Source organism: Streptomyces sp. NPDC029466, from assembly GCF_055574515.1.
The window spans coordinates 15,255-30,751 of sequence record NZ_JBVHZH010000045.1; the positions used below are offsets into that span (position 1 = coordinate 15,255).

General features: G+C 72.2%; 14 protein-coding genes. 8 read left to right on the forward strand and 6 right to left on the reverse strand.

What is annotated here, in order from left to right:
* Positions 1-501: 501 nt before the first annotated feature.
* Entirely contained in the window at positions 502-2,055 is a 1,554-nt protein-coding gene (locus tag ACZ4XD_RS29260; RefSeq protein ID WP_468046905.1) for a glutamate-cysteine ligase family protein, read from the forward strand.
* Positions 2,056-2,092: 37 nt separating this feature from the next.
* Here the strand turns inward: ACZ4XD_RS29260 and ACZ4XD_RS29265 are convergent, their stop codons facing one another.
* Positions 2,093-3,880: a substrate-binding domain-containing protein gene (locus ACZ4XD_RS29265; RefSeq protein WP_468046907.1), complete on the reverse strand. Its 1,788-nt coding sequence runs from the start codon at positions 3,878-3,880 to the stop codon at positions 2,093-2,095.
* Positions 3,881-4,073: 193 nt separating this feature from the next.
* Here ACZ4XD_RS29265 and ACZ4XD_RS29270 point away from each other — a divergent pair, with 193 nt between their 5' ends.
* Positions 4,074-4,883 (forward strand): CPBP family intramembrane glutamic endopeptidase, encoded by an 810-nt coding sequence (locus ACZ4XD_RS29270; RefSeq protein ID WP_468046909.1) that lies wholly within the window; start codon positions 4,074-4,076, stop codon positions 4,881-4,883.
* A gap of 66 nt (positions 4,884-4,949) precedes the next feature.
* Here the strand turns inward: ACZ4XD_RS29270 and ACZ4XD_RS29275 are convergent, their stop codons facing one another.
* Positions 4,950-5,771, reverse strand: a complete 822-nt coding sequence (locus ACZ4XD_RS29275; protein WP_468046911.1) for a PhzF family phenazine biosynthesis protein — start codon at positions 5,769-5,771, stop codon at positions 4,950-4,952.
* A 187-nt stretch (positions 5,772-5,958) separates the two neighbouring features.
* On the opposite strand from ACZ4XD_RS29275, the gene ACZ4XD_RS29280 reads away from it, so the two are divergent.
* Complete coding sequence (locus ACZ4XD_RS29280) at positions 5,959-6,600, forward strand: PadR family transcriptional regulator (protein ID WP_468046913.1); 642 nt, start codon at positions 5,959-5,961, stop codon at positions 6,598-6,600.
* A gap of 60 nt (positions 6,601-6,660) precedes the next feature.
* Here the strand turns inward: ACZ4XD_RS29280 and ACZ4XD_RS29285 are convergent, their stop codons facing one another.
* Positions 6,661-7,089 carry a type II toxin-antitoxin system Rv0910 family toxin gene (locus tag ACZ4XD_RS29285; protein WP_468046915.1) on the reverse strand — a complete coding sequence of 143 codons (429 nt, stop codon included), beginning with the start codon at positions 7,087-7,089 and terminating at the stop codon, positions 6,661-6,663.
* A gap of 292 nt (positions 7,090-7,381) precedes the next feature.
* Between ACZ4XD_RS29285 and ACZ4XD_RS29290 the strand changes: the two genes are divergently transcribed.
* From ACZ4XD_RS29290 to ACZ4XD_RS29300, 3 genes are all read left to right on the forward strand, one after another.
* Positions 7,382-7,912, forward strand: coding sequence for a peptidase (locus ACZ4XD_RS29290; RefSeq protein WP_468046916.1), 531 nt, complete (start codon positions 7,382-7,384; stop codon positions 7,910-7,912).
* Positions 7,913-8,027: 115 nt separating this feature from the next.
* Positions 8,028-9,143, forward strand: coding sequence for an EamA family transporter (locus tag ACZ4XD_RS29295; protein WP_468046918.1), 1,116 nt, complete (start codon positions 8,028-8,030; stop codon positions 9,141-9,143).
* 213 nt (positions 9,144-9,356) lie between these two features.
* Positions 9,357-10,334 (forward strand): DMT family transporter, encoded by a 978-nt coding sequence (locus ACZ4XD_RS29300; RefSeq protein ID WP_468046920.1) that lies wholly within the window; start codon positions 9,357-9,359, stop codon positions 10,332-10,334.
* Between the two features lie 81 nt (positions 10,335-10,415).
* Here the strand turns inward: ACZ4XD_RS29300 and ACZ4XD_RS29305 are convergent, their stop codons facing one another.
* Positions 10,416-11,072 (reverse strand): FMN-binding negative transcriptional regulator, encoded by a 657-nt coding sequence (locus ACZ4XD_RS29305; RefSeq protein ID WP_468046922.1) that lies wholly within the window; start codon positions 11,070-11,072, stop codon positions 10,416-10,418.
* Between the two features lie 9 nt (positions 11,073-11,081).
* Positions 11,082-11,747, reverse strand: coding sequence for a pyridoxamine 5'-phosphate oxidase family protein (locus tag ACZ4XD_RS29310; protein ID WP_468046924.1), 666 nt, complete (start codon positions 11,745-11,747; stop codon positions 11,082-11,084).
* Positions 11,748-11,782: 35 nt separating this feature from the next.
* On the opposite strand from ACZ4XD_RS29310, the gene ACZ4XD_RS29315 reads away from it, so the two are divergent.
* Complete coding sequence (locus ACZ4XD_RS29315) at positions 11,783-13,114, forward strand: aminotransferase class I/II-fold pyridoxal phosphate-dependent enzyme (protein WP_468046926.1); 1,332 nt, start codon at positions 11,783-11,785, stop codon at positions 13,112-13,114.
* Between the two features lie 277 nt (positions 13,115-13,391).
* Here ACZ4XD_RS29315 and ACZ4XD_RS29320 read toward each other — a convergent pair whose 3' ends face one another.
* Entirely contained in the window at positions 13,392-14,495 is a 1,104-nt protein-coding gene (locus ACZ4XD_RS29320) for a DMT family transporter (protein ID WP_468046928.1), read from the reverse strand.
* A 74-nt stretch (positions 14,496-14,569) separates the two neighbouring features.
* On the opposite strand from ACZ4XD_RS29320, the gene ACZ4XD_RS29325 reads away from it, so the two are divergent.
* Positions 14,570-15,478: a LysR family transcriptional regulator gene (locus tag ACZ4XD_RS29325; protein ID WP_468046930.1), complete on the forward strand. Its 909-nt coding sequence runs from the start codon at positions 14,570-14,572 to the stop codon at positions 15,476-15,478.
* Positions 15,479-15,497 lie beyond the last annotated feature (19 nt).

Below are 15,497 nucleotides of genomic sequence, written 5' to 3' on the forward strand. Positions count from 1 at the left end.
GCGGGGTCAGAGCGTGGCCGGCCGGGGCGGCGGCCGGGCGGGGGCAGCCGCTGAGCCCGGTGTCGGTGAGATCACCGAGACGCTGGGCGCCAAGTCTCTTCCTCGTCACCGGAGTTTATACGACGTATGTTCTGAAAGTGTTTCTGCTACCGGCCTTGTGGATTTCTGGCAAGGTGAAATCCGGTCCGCTGTGGAAGGTGCTTTTCACCGCTTTGTGCGGCGTTTTATGGATGCCGCCTTGTATTGCCTTGCCGGCGTGGTGGGCCGGAACTCATCGTTGTTTCTCACGAGTGAATTGCCACGGGCGAGTGCCTCGCGGATATGCCTATGGGAAGTGCCGGGCGCTGCATCACTTCGAGCCTATCGGCACCGGCAGGCCCCCGCCGCGTTATTGATCAGATTGCCGGGGCATCATCGACCGTAGCGCGAGCCCCGGCGGTGTCGGGGAAGGCCCCAAGCGGCCCGTGGCCGCGGGCTGTTCACTCGAGGAGGGACCCTTCGATGGGGGAGAAGGTCGCCGCGGACGGGATCGACCTGGCGGACCGGGAGCGTTATCGAAGAAAGCTGCACGACTGTCTTGAGGGATTGCACAGGCTCCTGGCGGAGAAGAGGTTCGACCGGCCCAGGAATCTCATGGGCCTGGAGATCGAACTCAATCTTGCCGGCGCCGACGGGCTGCCCCGCATGATGAACTCTCAAGTGCTGGAGCGCATCGCCAGCGGTGATTTCCAGACCGAACTCGCCCAGTGCAACCTCGAGGTCAACATCCTGCCGCACCGCCTGAGCGGCCGGGTGCTGGACCAGCTCGCCGAGGAGCTCCGTACGGGACTGGGCTATGCCGAGAGGAAGGCCCGGGAGGTCGCCGCCAGGATCGTGATGATCGGGATTCTGCCGACGCTGCACGCCACCGACCTCACGGCCGCCAGTCTCTCCGAGAACGACCGCTATGTCCTGCTCAACGACCAGATGCGGGCCGCCCGCGGTGAGGACTTCGCCCTGGACATCCGCGGCGTCGAGCACCTGGTCTCCCGCTCGCCCTCGATCGCCCCGGAAGCCGCCTGTACGTCGGTCCAGCTGCATCTCCAGGTGACACCGGGCCGCTTCGCCGCTGTCTGGAACGCGGCACAGGCCATCGCCGCGGTGCAGGTCGCGGTCGGTGCCAACTCGCCGTTCCTGTTCGGCCGTGAGCTGTGGCGGGAGTCCCGGCCGCCGGTCTTCCAGCAGGCCACCGATACCCGCTCGCCCGAGCTGCAGGCCCAGGGAGTACGCCCCCGCACCTGGTTCGGTGAGCGCTGGATCGACTCCGCCTACGACCTGTTCGAGGAGAATGTGCGGTACTTCCCGCCGCTGCTGCCGGTGTGCGGGGCGCAGGAGCCGCTGCGGATCCTCGATGAGGGCGGGGTGCCCGACCTGGCCGAACTGGTCCTGCACAACGGCACGGTCTACCGCTGGAACCGCCCCGTCTACGCGGTCGCCGACGGCGTCGCCCACCTCAGGGTCGAGAACCGGGTGCTGCCGGCCGGCCCCACCATCACGGACGTCATCGCCAACACCGCCTTCTACTACGGCTTGGTGCGGGCGCTGGCCGAGGAGCCGCGCCCCGTGTGGTCGCGGCTCCCGTTCGCCGCCGCGGCCCGCAACTTCGACACCGCCTGCCGGTACGGCATCGAGGCCGCCCTGGAGTGGCCGCGTCCCGGGCGGGCGGGCGGTACCGCCGAAATCCCGGCCGTACGGCTCGTACGCAAGGAACTGCTGCCGCTGGCGGCCCGCGGGCTGGACGCCTGGGGGGTGGAGCCGGCCGACCGGGACCACTACCTCGGCATCATCGACGAGCGCTGCCGGCGCCGGGCGAACGGGGCGTCCTGGCAGGCCGCGGCCTTCCACCACGCCCGTCGCCAGGGCCTGGACCGGGACACCGCGCTCGCCGCGATGACCCGGCGCTACAGCGAGCTGATGCACACCGGGACGCCGGTGCACACCTGGCCGGTCGCCTGGCCGGTCGCCGGGCGTTCGGCCCTGCCGGGGGCACGGCAGGCGGCGACGGAAGGGGCGTAGGGCCTGTCTTCGGGCCCTGGCCGGGGCCGCGAGCCGCTCAGCGGGGCACGTTGCTGCCCGCCGCCATGATGGCCTGGAGCATCACCTGGTGGATCTGCGACGGGTCGCTGACCCGGTGCGTCGAGCCGCCGGTCGGTGCCACGATGCGGTTGAGGGCGGAGGTGTCGGCCTCCGGGCCGATCGCGAGGGCGATCAGCGGTACCGGCCGCTTCGGGTCGGAGAGCTTCTTCAACTCGCCCACCAGGGCGTCGAGGCCGATGCCGTGGGCGTCGTCGTTGGCGCCGTCGGTGAGGATGACCAGTGCGTTGAACTTCCCGCTCGCATAGGCCGAGCGGGCCTTCTCGTACGCGGCGAGCGTGGTGTCGTACAGGCCGGTGGCGCCCTGGGGCCGCGGGGCCAGCGCGCCGAAGGCGTCGGCGAGCGCTGCGCGGTGGGTGCTGCCGTCCTTGTCCCGGCCGCCGAGCCGTTCGGTGGGGGACAGCTCCACATAGTCCTTGTCGCCGTCCAGTGTGGTGGCGAACTTCCAGAGCCCGATCTCGTCCTCGGAGGTGAATGTGGTCAGGGCCTGGAGGAGGGAGTTCTTGGCGAGGTCCATACGGGACCGGCCGCCGTGCCCCGGGACCGGGGCGCCCATGGATGCCGAGGCGTCCACGACGGTGGAGAGCCGGGCGCTCTGCACCGTGATCGTCCACATGCCCAGCAGGGCCTGGAGTTCCTTCGCGGTCGGCGGCTCGGCGGGGGCGGCGGAGTACGGCTGGGGATCGCGCCCGCCGGCCGCTTTGACCACCTTCGGTGCCGCCTCCCCGGTGGGGGCCCGGAAGCCGAGCCGGCGCAGCGCACGCTGTCCGGCGGGCTCGCTCAGCAGGGTCAGGAAGCGGTTGGCGGCGCGGGAGCGTTCCGGGTCCGTCTCGCTGTTGTCGACCAGCGTGTAGGGGTAGTCGAGCCGGGCCGTACCGTCCTCGGGGTAGAGCAGGTTCAGCTCCGGCCCGCCGTCCGCGCGTGTGTTGTGGGCGTAGGCGGCCTGCTCGGACAGCAGCAGCGCCTGGTTGCGGCGCGGATTGCTCTGCTCGGTGCCGGAGCCGTCGCGGGGCAGGGTGGCCATGGCCGGCCCGTCGCCGTCCGCGGCGCGCTGGTTGAGCAGCCTCGCGGTGGCGGCGGTGCGGGTGTCGGCCGTGACGCGATCCGGTGCCTTCTTGGTGTTGGTGGCGCTGATACGGGCCAGGGAGAGCAGGCCGGTGGCGCTGCGGGACGGGTTGGCGACGCCCAGGTGCAGCGCGTCGCCGGATGCCGTGGCCCGGGTCAGTTCCGTCCAGGTGTAGGTCTTCTCCGGCCAGCCCAGCGACGTGGCGGCCCGGGGGACGGCGCCCAGCGCGATCGGGGACGAGGCGATGATGCCGGCGGTGGCCAGCGGGGTGCCGCGTTCCGCGCCGACCCGGTCCACCCACAGGCTCGAATCCGGTATCCAGACCTGGAATTCGGGATCGACCGGCCGCTGGCCGAAGGCGTCGGCGACCTCGTGGGCGGCCCGCGAGGTGACCCTGACGTCCAGACATCTGCCGTCGGTACGCGCCGCCTCCTCCCGCGCCGACCTGGCCACCGTTTTGACCGCCGGGGCGATATCGGGCGAGGCGGCCACATCGAGCCGGGTCACGTCGCCGCCGCACGGGCCGCCGAACGGGAGCAGACCGCTGTCCAGCGCCACGACGGTGCCGGCGGCGACGGTCAGCACGAGGCCGGTGGCGAGGACGAGTGCGCGGGGACGGGCGCCTCGGCGGGGCCCCGTGCGCGCCGGTGCGGAGCCGTCGGGCAAGCTGTGTCGTCCCATTGCGGTAGCGCCTCTCCTTCTCGGAGCTCGACCGGGATGCGCCGGTAGGGGAAAGCGCGCCATCGGGATGGTGCCCGTCCCCGGCCTGTCGTGCGCGATCTTCGTAGCTGCTGCCGAGACCCTAGCGGGGCGGTGGTGGCGACGAGGTGGTAAATGCGGAAGCGGAGGAAGTGTGCAGTCGGATACAAGTCCCGTGGCTGATGCGGACGTTCCAGGTCAAGGGCCTGGCGACGGGCTCGTCGAGGAGCCGTCCCGGAGCATTCTGCGGAGCGAGACATGGATCGTGCTGGCCCTTTCCGTGGGGGCCAGCGGGGTATCGGCGCTGATCAGCTTCATCGGTTCGGTGACCAAGCCCGGCGGTCTCAAGGACCAGGCGGCGACGCTCAACGGCTCCCATGCGCCCGGCCGGCCCTGGCTGGATCTCGCCTGGCAGCTGTTCGGTATCGCGAGCGCGCTGGTGCCGGTGGTGCTGGTGGCACATCTGTTGCTACGGGAACGGGCCGGCGGTCTGCGGGCGATCGGTTTCGACCGGCGGCGGCCCGGCTTCGACCTGAGCCGCGGGGGCGCGCTGGCGGCTGTCATCGGCGGCAGCGGTCTGTTGCTGTACCTGGGTGCGCGGGCGGCCGGATTCAATCTGACGGTGGTCCCCGAGGCGCTGCCCGATGTGTGGTGGAAGATCCCGGTGCTGATCGCCTCCGCGGTGCAGAACGCCGTCCTGGAAGAGGTCATCGTCGTCGGGTATCTGCTGCGCAGGCTCGGGCAATTGGGCTGGTCGCCGCTCGCGGCACTCGCGGCCAGCTCGGTGCTGCGCGGTTCCTACCACCTCTACCAGGGCATCGGCGGTTTCGTCGGCAACATGGTGATGGGCGCGCTCTTCGTCCTGCTCTACCGGCGGTGGGGGCGGGTCGGCCCGCTGGTCGCCGCCCATGCCCTGATCGACATCGTGGCGTTCGTCGGCTATGCGCTGCTCGCCGGGCGGGTGGGGTGGCTGCCGACGCCGTGAGGAGGCGGAGGCGCGGCACCGCCGGTGCCTGCCCGCGCCTCCCCAGGGGCCGCCGGACGGGCCGCTTCAGTCGGTGGCCAGCAGTTCCCCGTCGATCACCGTGACCGCCGACCCGGTCAGCAGCGTACGGTCACCGCGCAGCTCGGTCCGTACGAAGCCGGTGCGGGCGGCGCCCTGTAGACCGACCAGGCCGGCACGGCCCAGGCGCGCCGACCAGAACGGTGCGAGCGCGGTGTGCGCGCTGCCCGTTACCGGGTCCTCGTCGATGCCGATCCCGGGGAAGAAGCAGCGTGAGATGAAGTCGTAGCCGTCGTCGGGGTTTTCGGCGCGCGCGGTGGTGATCACCCCGCGGCCGCCGTGCCCGGCGAGCGCCTTGAGATCCGGGGCCAGCGCCCGTACGGACTTCTCATCGGCCAGCTCGACCAGGAGATCGCCGACATCGGGGCCGGTGTCGTGCGCGGAGCGGATCTCGGTGCCCAGCGCGCCCGTGACCACCGGCGGGATGTCGACGGGGGTGAGCGGGGCGGTCGGGAAGTCCATGGTGATCGCGCCGCGGTCATCGGCCGTCGTGGTCAGCACCCCGCTGCGGGTGCGGAAGCGGACCGTACCGGTGGCCGTCCCCGTGGTGTGCAGGACGTGTGCGGTGGCCAAAGTGGCATGCCCGCACATGTTCACCTCGGCGGCCGGGGTGAGCCAGCGCAGCGCCCAGTCGGCGTCACCGCCCGCGGGCAGCGGATGCGCGAAGGCGGTCTCGGAGAGATTGACCTCGGTGGCGACCCGCTGGAGCCAGGCCGTATCGGGAAAGCCGCCGGAGTCGAGGAGTACTACTCCCGCGGGGTTGCCGGCGAAGGGACGCTCACTGAAGGCGTCGACGATGCGAATCCTCATGGCCGCGAGCGTAGGCGTGCCACAAAGCCGCAGGCCAAGGCCAATCCGGGGAAATTGGCCCGGGAAATCGAGCCGTGATGGCCGGTGCCGGGTGCTCATGCGGTGCTGACGAGATGAGTGCAGGGCCTTGCTCGACGAACAGTCCCGATATATCGTTGAAGCATCGCGACTGATCAACGATAGAGAAATGGAGGACGCCATCATGCGTTCCCAAGGGCAAGACCACGGACATGAGCACCGGCATGAGCACTGCGGACCCGGGCGCCACGGCGGCCGCGGCGACTTCGGGGGCGGCTGGGAGCGGCGGCGCTCGGCCTTCGGCCCGTTCGGCCCGCCGTTCGGTGGTCCGCCCTTCGGTGGCGGCCGGGGGCGCGGCGGACCGCGCGGCCGGGCCCGCCGCGGCGATGTGCGCGCCTCGATCCTGGCGCTGCTCAAGGACCGTCCGATGCACGGCTACGAGATGATCCAGGAGATCGCCGAGCGCAGCGGCGGGGCGTGGAAGCCCAGCCCCGGCTCGGTCTATCCGACGCTTCAGCTCCTGGAGGACGAGGGGCTGATCGCCAGCGCCAGTGAGGGCGGCAAGAAGCTGTTCTCGCTGACCGACGCCGGGCGCACCGAGGCCGACAGCGGTTCGGACGCCCCCTGGGAGGACGCCGGCCGCGGCGTCGACTGGGAGGCGATGAACGAGATCCGCAAGGCGGGCGGCGGCCTGGTCGAGGCGTTCCGGCAGGTGTGGGCCACCGGCACTCCCGAGCAGCGGGAGAAGGCCATGGCGGTGGTCAACAAGGCGCGCAAGGAGCTGTATCTGATCCTTGCCGAGGAGGACTGAGCGCGGAGTGCGCGGAGGTAAGGGCTTCGGGGGCCGGGGTGAGGGCCGGCCCCCGAAGCGTCAGGTGACCAGGCCGGCGAGCCTGCGCAGCGACTCGTTCAGCGCGGCGCTCGCCGAGTCCTTGAGCTTGCCCGCCATCAGGGAGACCGCGGCGCCGGTGAACGTCCCGTCGATCCGTACGGCCGTCGCCCCGCCGTCCGGCGTGAGGGCGTAGCGCATCCCCAGGCTGACGCCCATCGGGCCCTTGCCCTCGATGTCGAGCAGCCGGCCGGGTTCCAGTTCCCGCACGGTCCAGGCAACCTCCGCCGGGAAGCCCATCAGCTTCATGTTCTCCTCGTAGCCCGCGCCTACTTCGAGCGATTCCGGGCCGCCCTTGGGGAAGGCGGTGTGGGTGGCGTTCCACTCTCCGTAGGAGTCGAAGTCGGTGAGGCGCTCCCAGATCTTCGCGGCCGGCGCCTCGATACGGGCCTGCGCGGTGACTTCGGCCATGCGACCACCCCTTCGGTGACGATCCCTGGCTGGTGCCGCGGAACGTAGCCCTGCCGGGGTGAAGGTTCAATAGCGCGGACCGCGCTTTGCTGATGGCTCGTCAGTTTTCGGGTGGGCGGCCCGACGGTGGTGGCGAGCGGTCGCCCCGCCGCCGTATGTCCGACCTCCACGGCACCCGCACATCTCCTCCGTGAGGATGAGATCGGGTGCAGGCGTGCGCAACCAGCGTGGGAGACGCAAATGCTTCCCGCCGGTGATGTTCCGGTCCTCAGGGGCTGGTGGGGTGGGTGCTGTGCAAAACCGTACTGCGTACAGTGGTGGCGACAGCCCCGCCCCGGAGGACCCTGAGACCCGGCTCACCGTAGAGCTCGCGTCGGTCATATCCGCGGCCCGCAGGCGGGCCACCCGTGATGGCGACCGGCAGGTCGACACCGCGCATCTGCTGCACGGCCTCCTGGAATCGGACCCCGCCGTTCGCGCCGCCTTCGACGGCGGACCGCAGGTCGCACGGCTGCTCGGCTACCTCGTCCAGCGCAGCATCGGCTACGGACTCCAGTGGCACGGCACCGTCGAGGACTCCGGCGCGGTCCCCGTGGTCGCCGAGGGTGCCGTCCCCGGATGGTCCCCGGCTGCGGCCGCCGCCATGGACGGCGCCCTGGACCGCGCCCATGCCCGCTACGCCACCCGCGCGGGCTGCCTCGACCTGCTCGCCGCCCTGGTGGACGACCCGGAATCCCGGGCCGTCGAGGTGCTGCGCCGGGCCTCCGTCGACACCGCCCGGCTCGCCCACCGTCTCGACGGGGAGCGCCCCGGCCAGGACTGACAGGGGTCTCGGGGGTGGCGCTGCTGACGACGGCTGCCATGATGGCCGGATGCACGCGTCTTCGGGGAGCCCGGCAGGAGCACCGTCCGGCTCGGGCCAGGGAGTCTCCGGGCCCATGGGGGCCCAGCAGTCATCGCCCGCCCTCGGGGCGCGCCTTCGTCGGGCGCCCGGCGGACGCGGCGCCGGCCTCGGTATCGCCCTGGTGTCCGCGCTCGCCTTCGGCGGTTCGGGGGTCGCCGCCAAGCCCCTGATATCCGCCGGCCTCGAACCGCTCCAGGTCACCTGGCTGCGGGTGGCCGGGGCGGCGCTGGTCATGCTGCCGATCGCCTGGCGCCACCGGAATCTGCTGCTCCGCCGGCCCGCGCTGCTCGCGGGCTACGGGCTGCTCGCCGTCGCCGGCGTCCAGGCGTGCTACTTCGCCGCGCTCTCCCGTATCCCCGTCGGGGTCGCGCTCCTCATCGAATATCTGGCGCCCGCCCTGGTACTGGGCTGGGTCCGCTTCGTTCAGAAACGGCCGGTCACCCGAGCCGCGGCGGTCGGCGTGGTGCTGGCCGTCGGCGGGCTGGCCTGTGTCGTCGAGGTCTGGTCCGGGCTGAGCTTCGATGCCCTCGGCCTCGCGCTCGCGCTCGGCGCGGCCTGCTGCCAGGTCGGCTACTTCGTGCTGTCCGATCACGGCTCCGACGGCGACGATGCGGTGGATCCGCTCGGTGTGATCGCCTACGGCCTGCTGATCGGCGCCGTCCTCCTCACCGCGATCGCCCGCCCCTGGGGCATGGACTGGGCCGTGCTCGGCGGCGGCGCGGACATGAACGGAACCCAGGTGCCCGCCGTTCTGCTGCTCGCCTGGATCGTGCTGATCGCGACGGTGGCGGCCTACCTCACCGGTGTGGTGTCGATCCGGCGGCTCTCGCCCCAAGTAGCCGGGGTGGTCGCCTGTCTGGAGGCCGTCATCGCGACGGTGCTGGCCTGGGTCCTGCTCGGTGAGCATCTCTCCGCACCGCAGATCGTGGGTGGGGTGGTGGTGCTGACCGGCGCCTTCATCGCGCAGTCGGCCAAGCCGAAGACGACCGAGACGGTACGGGTGGCGGCCGGAGCGGGGACGGGCGTCGGGGCAGGCGTCCCTGGGGGCAGTGGATCCCCGGAGTTCCCAGGGGACAGCGGGTCCCCGGTCACCCCGGCGTCCTCGGCCCGGACCGGGGACGACTTGTCGGCCGGCTTCCCCGCGACTTAGGGTGTCGATCATGCGTTCGACTGTGCTGCCCCCGCCCGCCGCGTAACGCGGGCGGCGGCCTCCGAGGAACCCCCGGCTCGGGCTGATTCTCGAGCCGCCAGGGCCTGTCCGAGCGTGACGCGCCGGACAGACCCTTGTCGCTGCCTGCACACGGGACCACGCGACCACTCCACGGCGTAGCCGCCGTGCTGGATTTCCCGGAGCACCTCTCCCATGCATGCCACTGTTTCCTCCGCCCTTCCCGTGGGCCGGGGGCTGCTGTACGTCACGTTCGCCGCGACCGCCTGGGGCACCGCGGGCGCGGCCGCCGCCCTCCTCTACCGCGGCAGCGGTCTGGGCCCGCTCGCCCTCACGTTCTGGCGCACCTTCGGCGGGCTGGTCCTGCTGCTGGCCGTACGGGCGCTGCTGCGCCGCCGGTCGCGCACCGCCGCCGTTCCCGCCCCGTACGAGCCGCTCGGCCGGCGCCTGGCCCGGATCGTGCTGACCGGCCTCGCACTCGCCGTCTTCCAGGCCGCCTACTTCGCCGCCGTCGAAGCCACCGGGCTGGCCGTGGGCACCGTCGTCACCATGGGGGCAGGGCCCGTCCTCATCGCCATCGGGGCGCGGGTCACGATGGGCGAACGGCTCGGCGCGGGCGGAGTCCTGGCCGTCGCCGGGGCGCTGGCCGGGCTGGCGGTCCTGGTCCTCGGCGGCGACGGCGGAGCCACCGTCCGTCCGGCCGGAGTGGGCTATGCCCTGCTGTCGGCGGCCGGCTGTGCCGCGATGACACTGATCACCCGGCGCCTGGGCAAGGGCGGCGGCAGCGATCCGTACGCCTCGACGGTCAGCGCCTTCGCGGTCGGCGCGCTGTGTCTGCTGCCGCTCGCGGCGGTCGAGGGACTGTGGCCTCAGGCGCACGATCCGGTCCGCAGCCTGTGCCTGCTGGGCTATATCGCGGCGGTGCCGACCGCACTGGCCTATGGGCTGTACTTCGCCGGACTGGCCGCCGTACGCGCCGCGACCGCGTCCGTGATCTCGCTGATCGAACCGGTGTCGGCCGCGGCCATCGCGGTGCTGTTCCTCGGGGAGCGGCTCACCATGGCGACGGCGATCGGAACGGGCGTGCTGCTGACGGCCGTTGCCGCGCTGGCGGTGACCGAGGCGCGCGGGGCGGTGTCGGCCGCGCGGTCGGCGGCGCCGGTGGCGGGCTGAGGAAGCGGGTGCCCGGTCGGTGGTGGCCGGCCGGGCACCCATACGTCCGGGCCCGTTGGGGCGGCGGGGCAGGGGAGCCAATCAGGAAGCGGGCTTCCCCAAGGCGGCCGCGGCCAGTCTGCGCTGCTGGTGGGTGCGCGCGGCCGCGTCCCCGGGGCCGCCCCGCTCGGCGAGGCGCTCCGAGACGCGGTGCTGGACGGCCTCGCTCCGCTTGCCCCCGTACTTGAACTTGGCGCGGACTTCCCGCACTTCGAGGCGCAGTCCACGGATGCCGGACAGCAGCCGCCCGTACGGAGCCGCCCCCGCCGCGACCGGCGCCGAGCCGCCGTCCGGCTGGAAGTGCCCCATCTGGCGTCGCAGCAGTGCCGCCTTCTCCTCCGGGTCGTCCACGACATGGGCGGTGCAGGTCAGCTGGACGGCGGCGTAGAAGCTGGTGGGGACGCCGTGCTCGGGCGGCTGGTCCTCGGCCGCCTGCCAGGGCCCGGGGATGAAGGTGTAGTCGTCCACCACGCTCAGCAGCACCGTCGGCCGGTCCTCCAGCGCGTTCCAGAGGGGGTTGGGCCGGGCCAGATGAGTGACGGCCTCGTGGCGGGCCGGGTCGTAGGCGAAGTGCAGCGGCTGGAGCATCGGCGGTTCGCCGAGCCGTCCATTGGCGGCCAGCTGACCGAAGTCGTGTGCCGCGAGCCACTGTTGCCACTCGGCGTCTTCGGTGGGGGCGTCCCAGGGGTGGATCAGCACGGTGGCTCCTCAGCGGGCGGAGAGATATGCCGGCTCGGGCGTGCCGGGCGTGAGGTCGTCGGACGGTATGGGGGCGCCGTACGCGGGTGCCACGGGCAGGACGCCGCTCCAATACGGCAGCGCGAGATCCTCCGGCTCGTCGTTGGGGCCGCCGGTGCGGATCTTGGCGGAGACCTCGCGCAGGTCGAGACGGATCACGGAGGTGGCGGCCAGTTCCTTGGCGTTGCCCGGCCGGGAGTCCGCGGCGCGCCCGGGCAGCACATGATCGACGAGCGCGTCGAGCGCGATGGTCTTCTCCTCCTCGTCGGTCACCTGGTGTGCCGTGCCGTGCACCACGGCACAGCGGTAGTTGATGGAGTGGTGGAACGCCGACCTGGCCAGTACCAGCCCGTCAACATGGGTGACCGTCACACACACGTCGAGGCCGGGGTCCGGTGCCGCGCCGGCCATCCGCAGCGGGCGGGATCCCGTGGAGCCGTGGAGATAGAGGCGGTCGTCGACCCGGCCGTAGAGCGTCGGCAGGACGACCGGGGAACCGTCGCGGACGAAGCCCAGATGACAGACATAGCCCGCGTCGAGGATGGCGTGCACCGTCTCGTGGTCGTAGGCGGCGCGGTCGCGGGCCCGGGTGGGGGTCGTGCGCTCGGTCGGTTCGTACGCCTCGGCTCGAGCCATTGCGATCTCCATTGCACTAGTGCATAATCAGGTTTGTGCTAGGAGAGTATCTGATCGAAGGGCGGCGCGCATCGGAGATTGCCGCCAGCGTCGAGCGGGCCGTCGGTGCGGGCCGGCTCCAGCCCGGCGAAGTGCTGCCCCCGTTGCGGGAGTTGGCCGTCTATCTGGAGGTCAATCCGAATACGGTCGCGGCGGCATACCGTTCCCTCCGTGACCGAGGGGTGATCGAGACCGCGGGCCGGCGCGGCAGCCGGGTGCGCCCGCGCCCGGCGAGCACCGCACGTGAGGCGCTGCGGGTGGAGGTGCCGCCAGGAGTCCGGGATGCCTCGGACGGAAACCCCGACCCGTCCCTGCTGCCCCCGCTCGAACGGGCACTGGCCGAGGCCGCCGCGCGCAGCGCGCGGCGCCCCGTGCTCTACGGTGCGCCGGCCGTGGACGACGATCTGGCTGCTCTCGCCCGCGCGGCGTTCGCCGCCGACGGGGTGCCGGAGGCCCCCGTTGCCGTCACCAGCGGCTCGCTCGACGCCATAGAGCGAGTGCTGGCCGCCCATCTGCGGCCCGGCGACGCCGTGGCGGTGGAAGACCCGGGTTGGGGCAGCCTGCTGGACCTCATCCCGGCACTCGGACTGCGCCCCGTCCCGGTCGGAGTGGACGACGAGGGCCCGCTGCCCGAGCAGTTGGCGCGCGCGATCCAGGACGGCGCCCGTGCCGTCGTCGTCACCGACCGGGCGCAGAACCCCACCGGCGCCGCCATCGACCGCGCCCGCGCCACCGAACTCCGCACCCTCCTGGCCGAATACCCCCACCTCCTCCTCATCGAGGACGACCATGGGCACGGCATCGTCGATCTCCCGCTCCATCCGCTCTCCGGGGTGACCGACCACTGGGTCCTGGTCCGTTCGACGGCCAAGGCATACGGCCCGGATCTGCGGCTTGCCGTGCTCACCGGTGATGCGCTGACCATTGACCGGGTGAGCGGCCGTCAGCGTCTCGGACCGGGCTGGATCAGCCATCTGCTCCAGGACGCGGTCGTCCACCTGTGGCGGACCTCCGCGATCGACCCGAAGGCGGTGGCCGGAGCGTACGACCGCCGGCGGGACGGGCTGATACGGGCGCTGGCGGAGCGCGGAGTCCGGGCCCGCGGCCGCAGCGGGATGAACGTCTGGGTACCGGTCCCCGACGAGACCGGCGCGGTGGCCCGCCTCCTGCACGCCGGCTGGGCGGTGGCCCCCGGCGCACGCTTCCGCCTGCACTCACCACCCGGCATCCGCCTCACCGTCTCGGGCCTCTCCGATGACGACATCGTCCCGGTGGCGGACGCCATCGCCTCGGCGACGGGGGTGGGGGAGGCGCGGCGGTATGAGTGAGGGGTGGGGGAGACCGTCGGGGCCGGGCGCCGCATAGCTGACTCCGGGCCGCCAGTTCTTGAGCTCACTCAGGGGGCCGGAAGGCTCTTCGCCTCGTCCGCCTCGTCGACCTCGTCCGCCTCGTTCGCGCCGCCGCTTTCGTGCTCGTCGCCCGGGTTCCGGCTTGGCTCGGGGGTGAAACTGCCGCGGTGAGCGGGTCCTTCGGAGGGCGGGGGAGAACGTGCGGGAGCCCCCGAGGTGGGACTCGGGGGCTGTGGCTGGGTGCGGACGGATGCCGTCAGGCGGAGGTCGCGTCGCTCCGTGGGGGCGTCGGGCGGCTCGGGCGGGGCTTGCTCTGGGTGAGGGCGGCGCCGGCCAGGACGATGAGGGCGCCGACCGGGGTGTTCCAGCTCAGCTGTTCGTGCAGGAGAGCCACACCGGCCGCGGTGGCGATCACGGGGATGAAATAGGTGACCATCTGCGCCGTGGTGGGGCCGATCTCGGCGACTAGACCGTACTGGATGAGGAAGGCGAGGCCCGTCCCCAGGGCGCCCAGGGCGAAGATCGCGAGCAGCGGGACGATCGGGTAGTCGGCCGGTGCGGTGGTGAACAGGGGTGTCACCACGGCCAGTTGGCCGGTGGCCAGCAGCAGTTGGGCGCTGGACATGGACAGGTGGGAGTGCTGGACGCCCGCCAGGGTGCGGCGGACGTAGATCCAGCCGATGGCGTAGCTGAGCGAGGCGCCCAGCGCCATCACGGTGCCGGCCAGATCCGTGCCGGCGAAGCCCTGCCAGGCGCCGAGCACGGTGAGCACACCCAGGAACCCGAGGCCGAGGCCCGCCACCCGGCGCCGGGTGGGGCGGTCCTCGGAGAGCGCGACGACCGACAGCGCCATGCCCCACAGCGGCGAGGTGGCGTTGCAGATACCGGCCAGTGTGGAGGGGATGGTCAGTTCGGCGTACGCGAAGAGGGAGAACGGCAGCGCGTTGAGGAAGAACGCGGCCACGGCCAGATGGGCCCAGGTCCGGGCGGACCGGGGGAGCCGCTCGCGCTTGACGGCGAGGACGGCCAGCAGCACCAGCGCACCGAACCCGACCCGGCCCAGGGTCACCTGTAGCGGGGCGAATCCCTGGGTGCCCACCTTGATGAAGAGGAAGCTGAAGCCCCAGACGAGGGACAGGACGGCGAACCGGAGCTGCCAACCGCGCGCACCGCCGCCGGCCTTCGGGGCCGCGGTCGCGGTGGCGGCGCGGAGCGAGGCGGCTGCGGTGCCCGCGGTGGCGGCGCGGAGCGAGGTGCCCGTGGTGGTCGCGGCGTCCTTGTCGGCCGCGGCGCACGCGGTCGTGGCCGGAGGGTTGGTGGTGTCGGCAGAGGCGGTGGGTGCGCCGGTGGCGGTGCTCATGCGGTCAACGATGCGGCGTACAACTTCGTAGCACAAGCGAGAATTCGTGGCTGGTATCGCTTAGCATTGCTTATATGTTGAACCTTGATCGCCTACGGACGCTGAGCGCGGTCGCCCGCCATGGCTCGGTGAGCGCGGCCGCCGACGGGCTGCATGTCACGACCTCGGCTGTCTCGCAGCAGATCGCCAAGCTGGAGCGGGAGACCGGGCAGCAGCTCTTGGCGAAGAACGGGCGCGGGGTGCGGCTGACCGACGCCGGCCGGCTGCTCGCCGATCACGCGACGCGCATCCTTTCGCAGGTCGAGCTGGCCCAGGCCGAGTTGGAAGCGCATCGCGGCCAGGCGGTGGGCGAGCTTCGACTGGGCGCCTTTCCCACCGCCGCCCGCGGGCTCTTCCCGGCCGCGCTCGTCACCCTCCGCGCCGAGCACCCCCAGCTGCGCGCGCGGCTGACGGAGATGGAGCCGGACGAGTCGGTCCGTGGAGTGGTGCGCGGCGACATCGATCTGGCGGTCGTCCTGGACTGGTACAACCGTCCGCTGTCCCTGCCCGACGGGCTGGCGAAGGCCCCGCTGCTGGACGATCCGGCCGATGTGGCGATGCCGTCGGCCCATCCGCTGGCCCGGCAGCGGTCCGTGGAGCTGGAGGAGTTCGCCGACGACGAGTGGATCTCCTGGCCCCAGGGGGAGTTCTGCAATGAATGGCTGATGTTCACGCTGCGCAGCAAGGGCATCGAGCCGCGGGTCGCGCACATGGCGGAGGAGCACGGCACCCAGCTCGCCCTGATCGCGGCCGGACTGGGCGTCGCGGTGGCGCCGCGCCTCGGCCGTGGGCCGGTGCCGGAGGGCGTGAGCGTGGTGCCCGTACGCCATACGATGCGCCGCCATGTCTATGCCATCTGGCGCGCGGATGCCGACCGCAGGCCCTCGATCCGGGCCGCGGTGGGCGCGCTTCGCGCCGCCGGGAAGAACCTGGAGGGCTCCTGAGGCAGCCACCGTCGGCAGC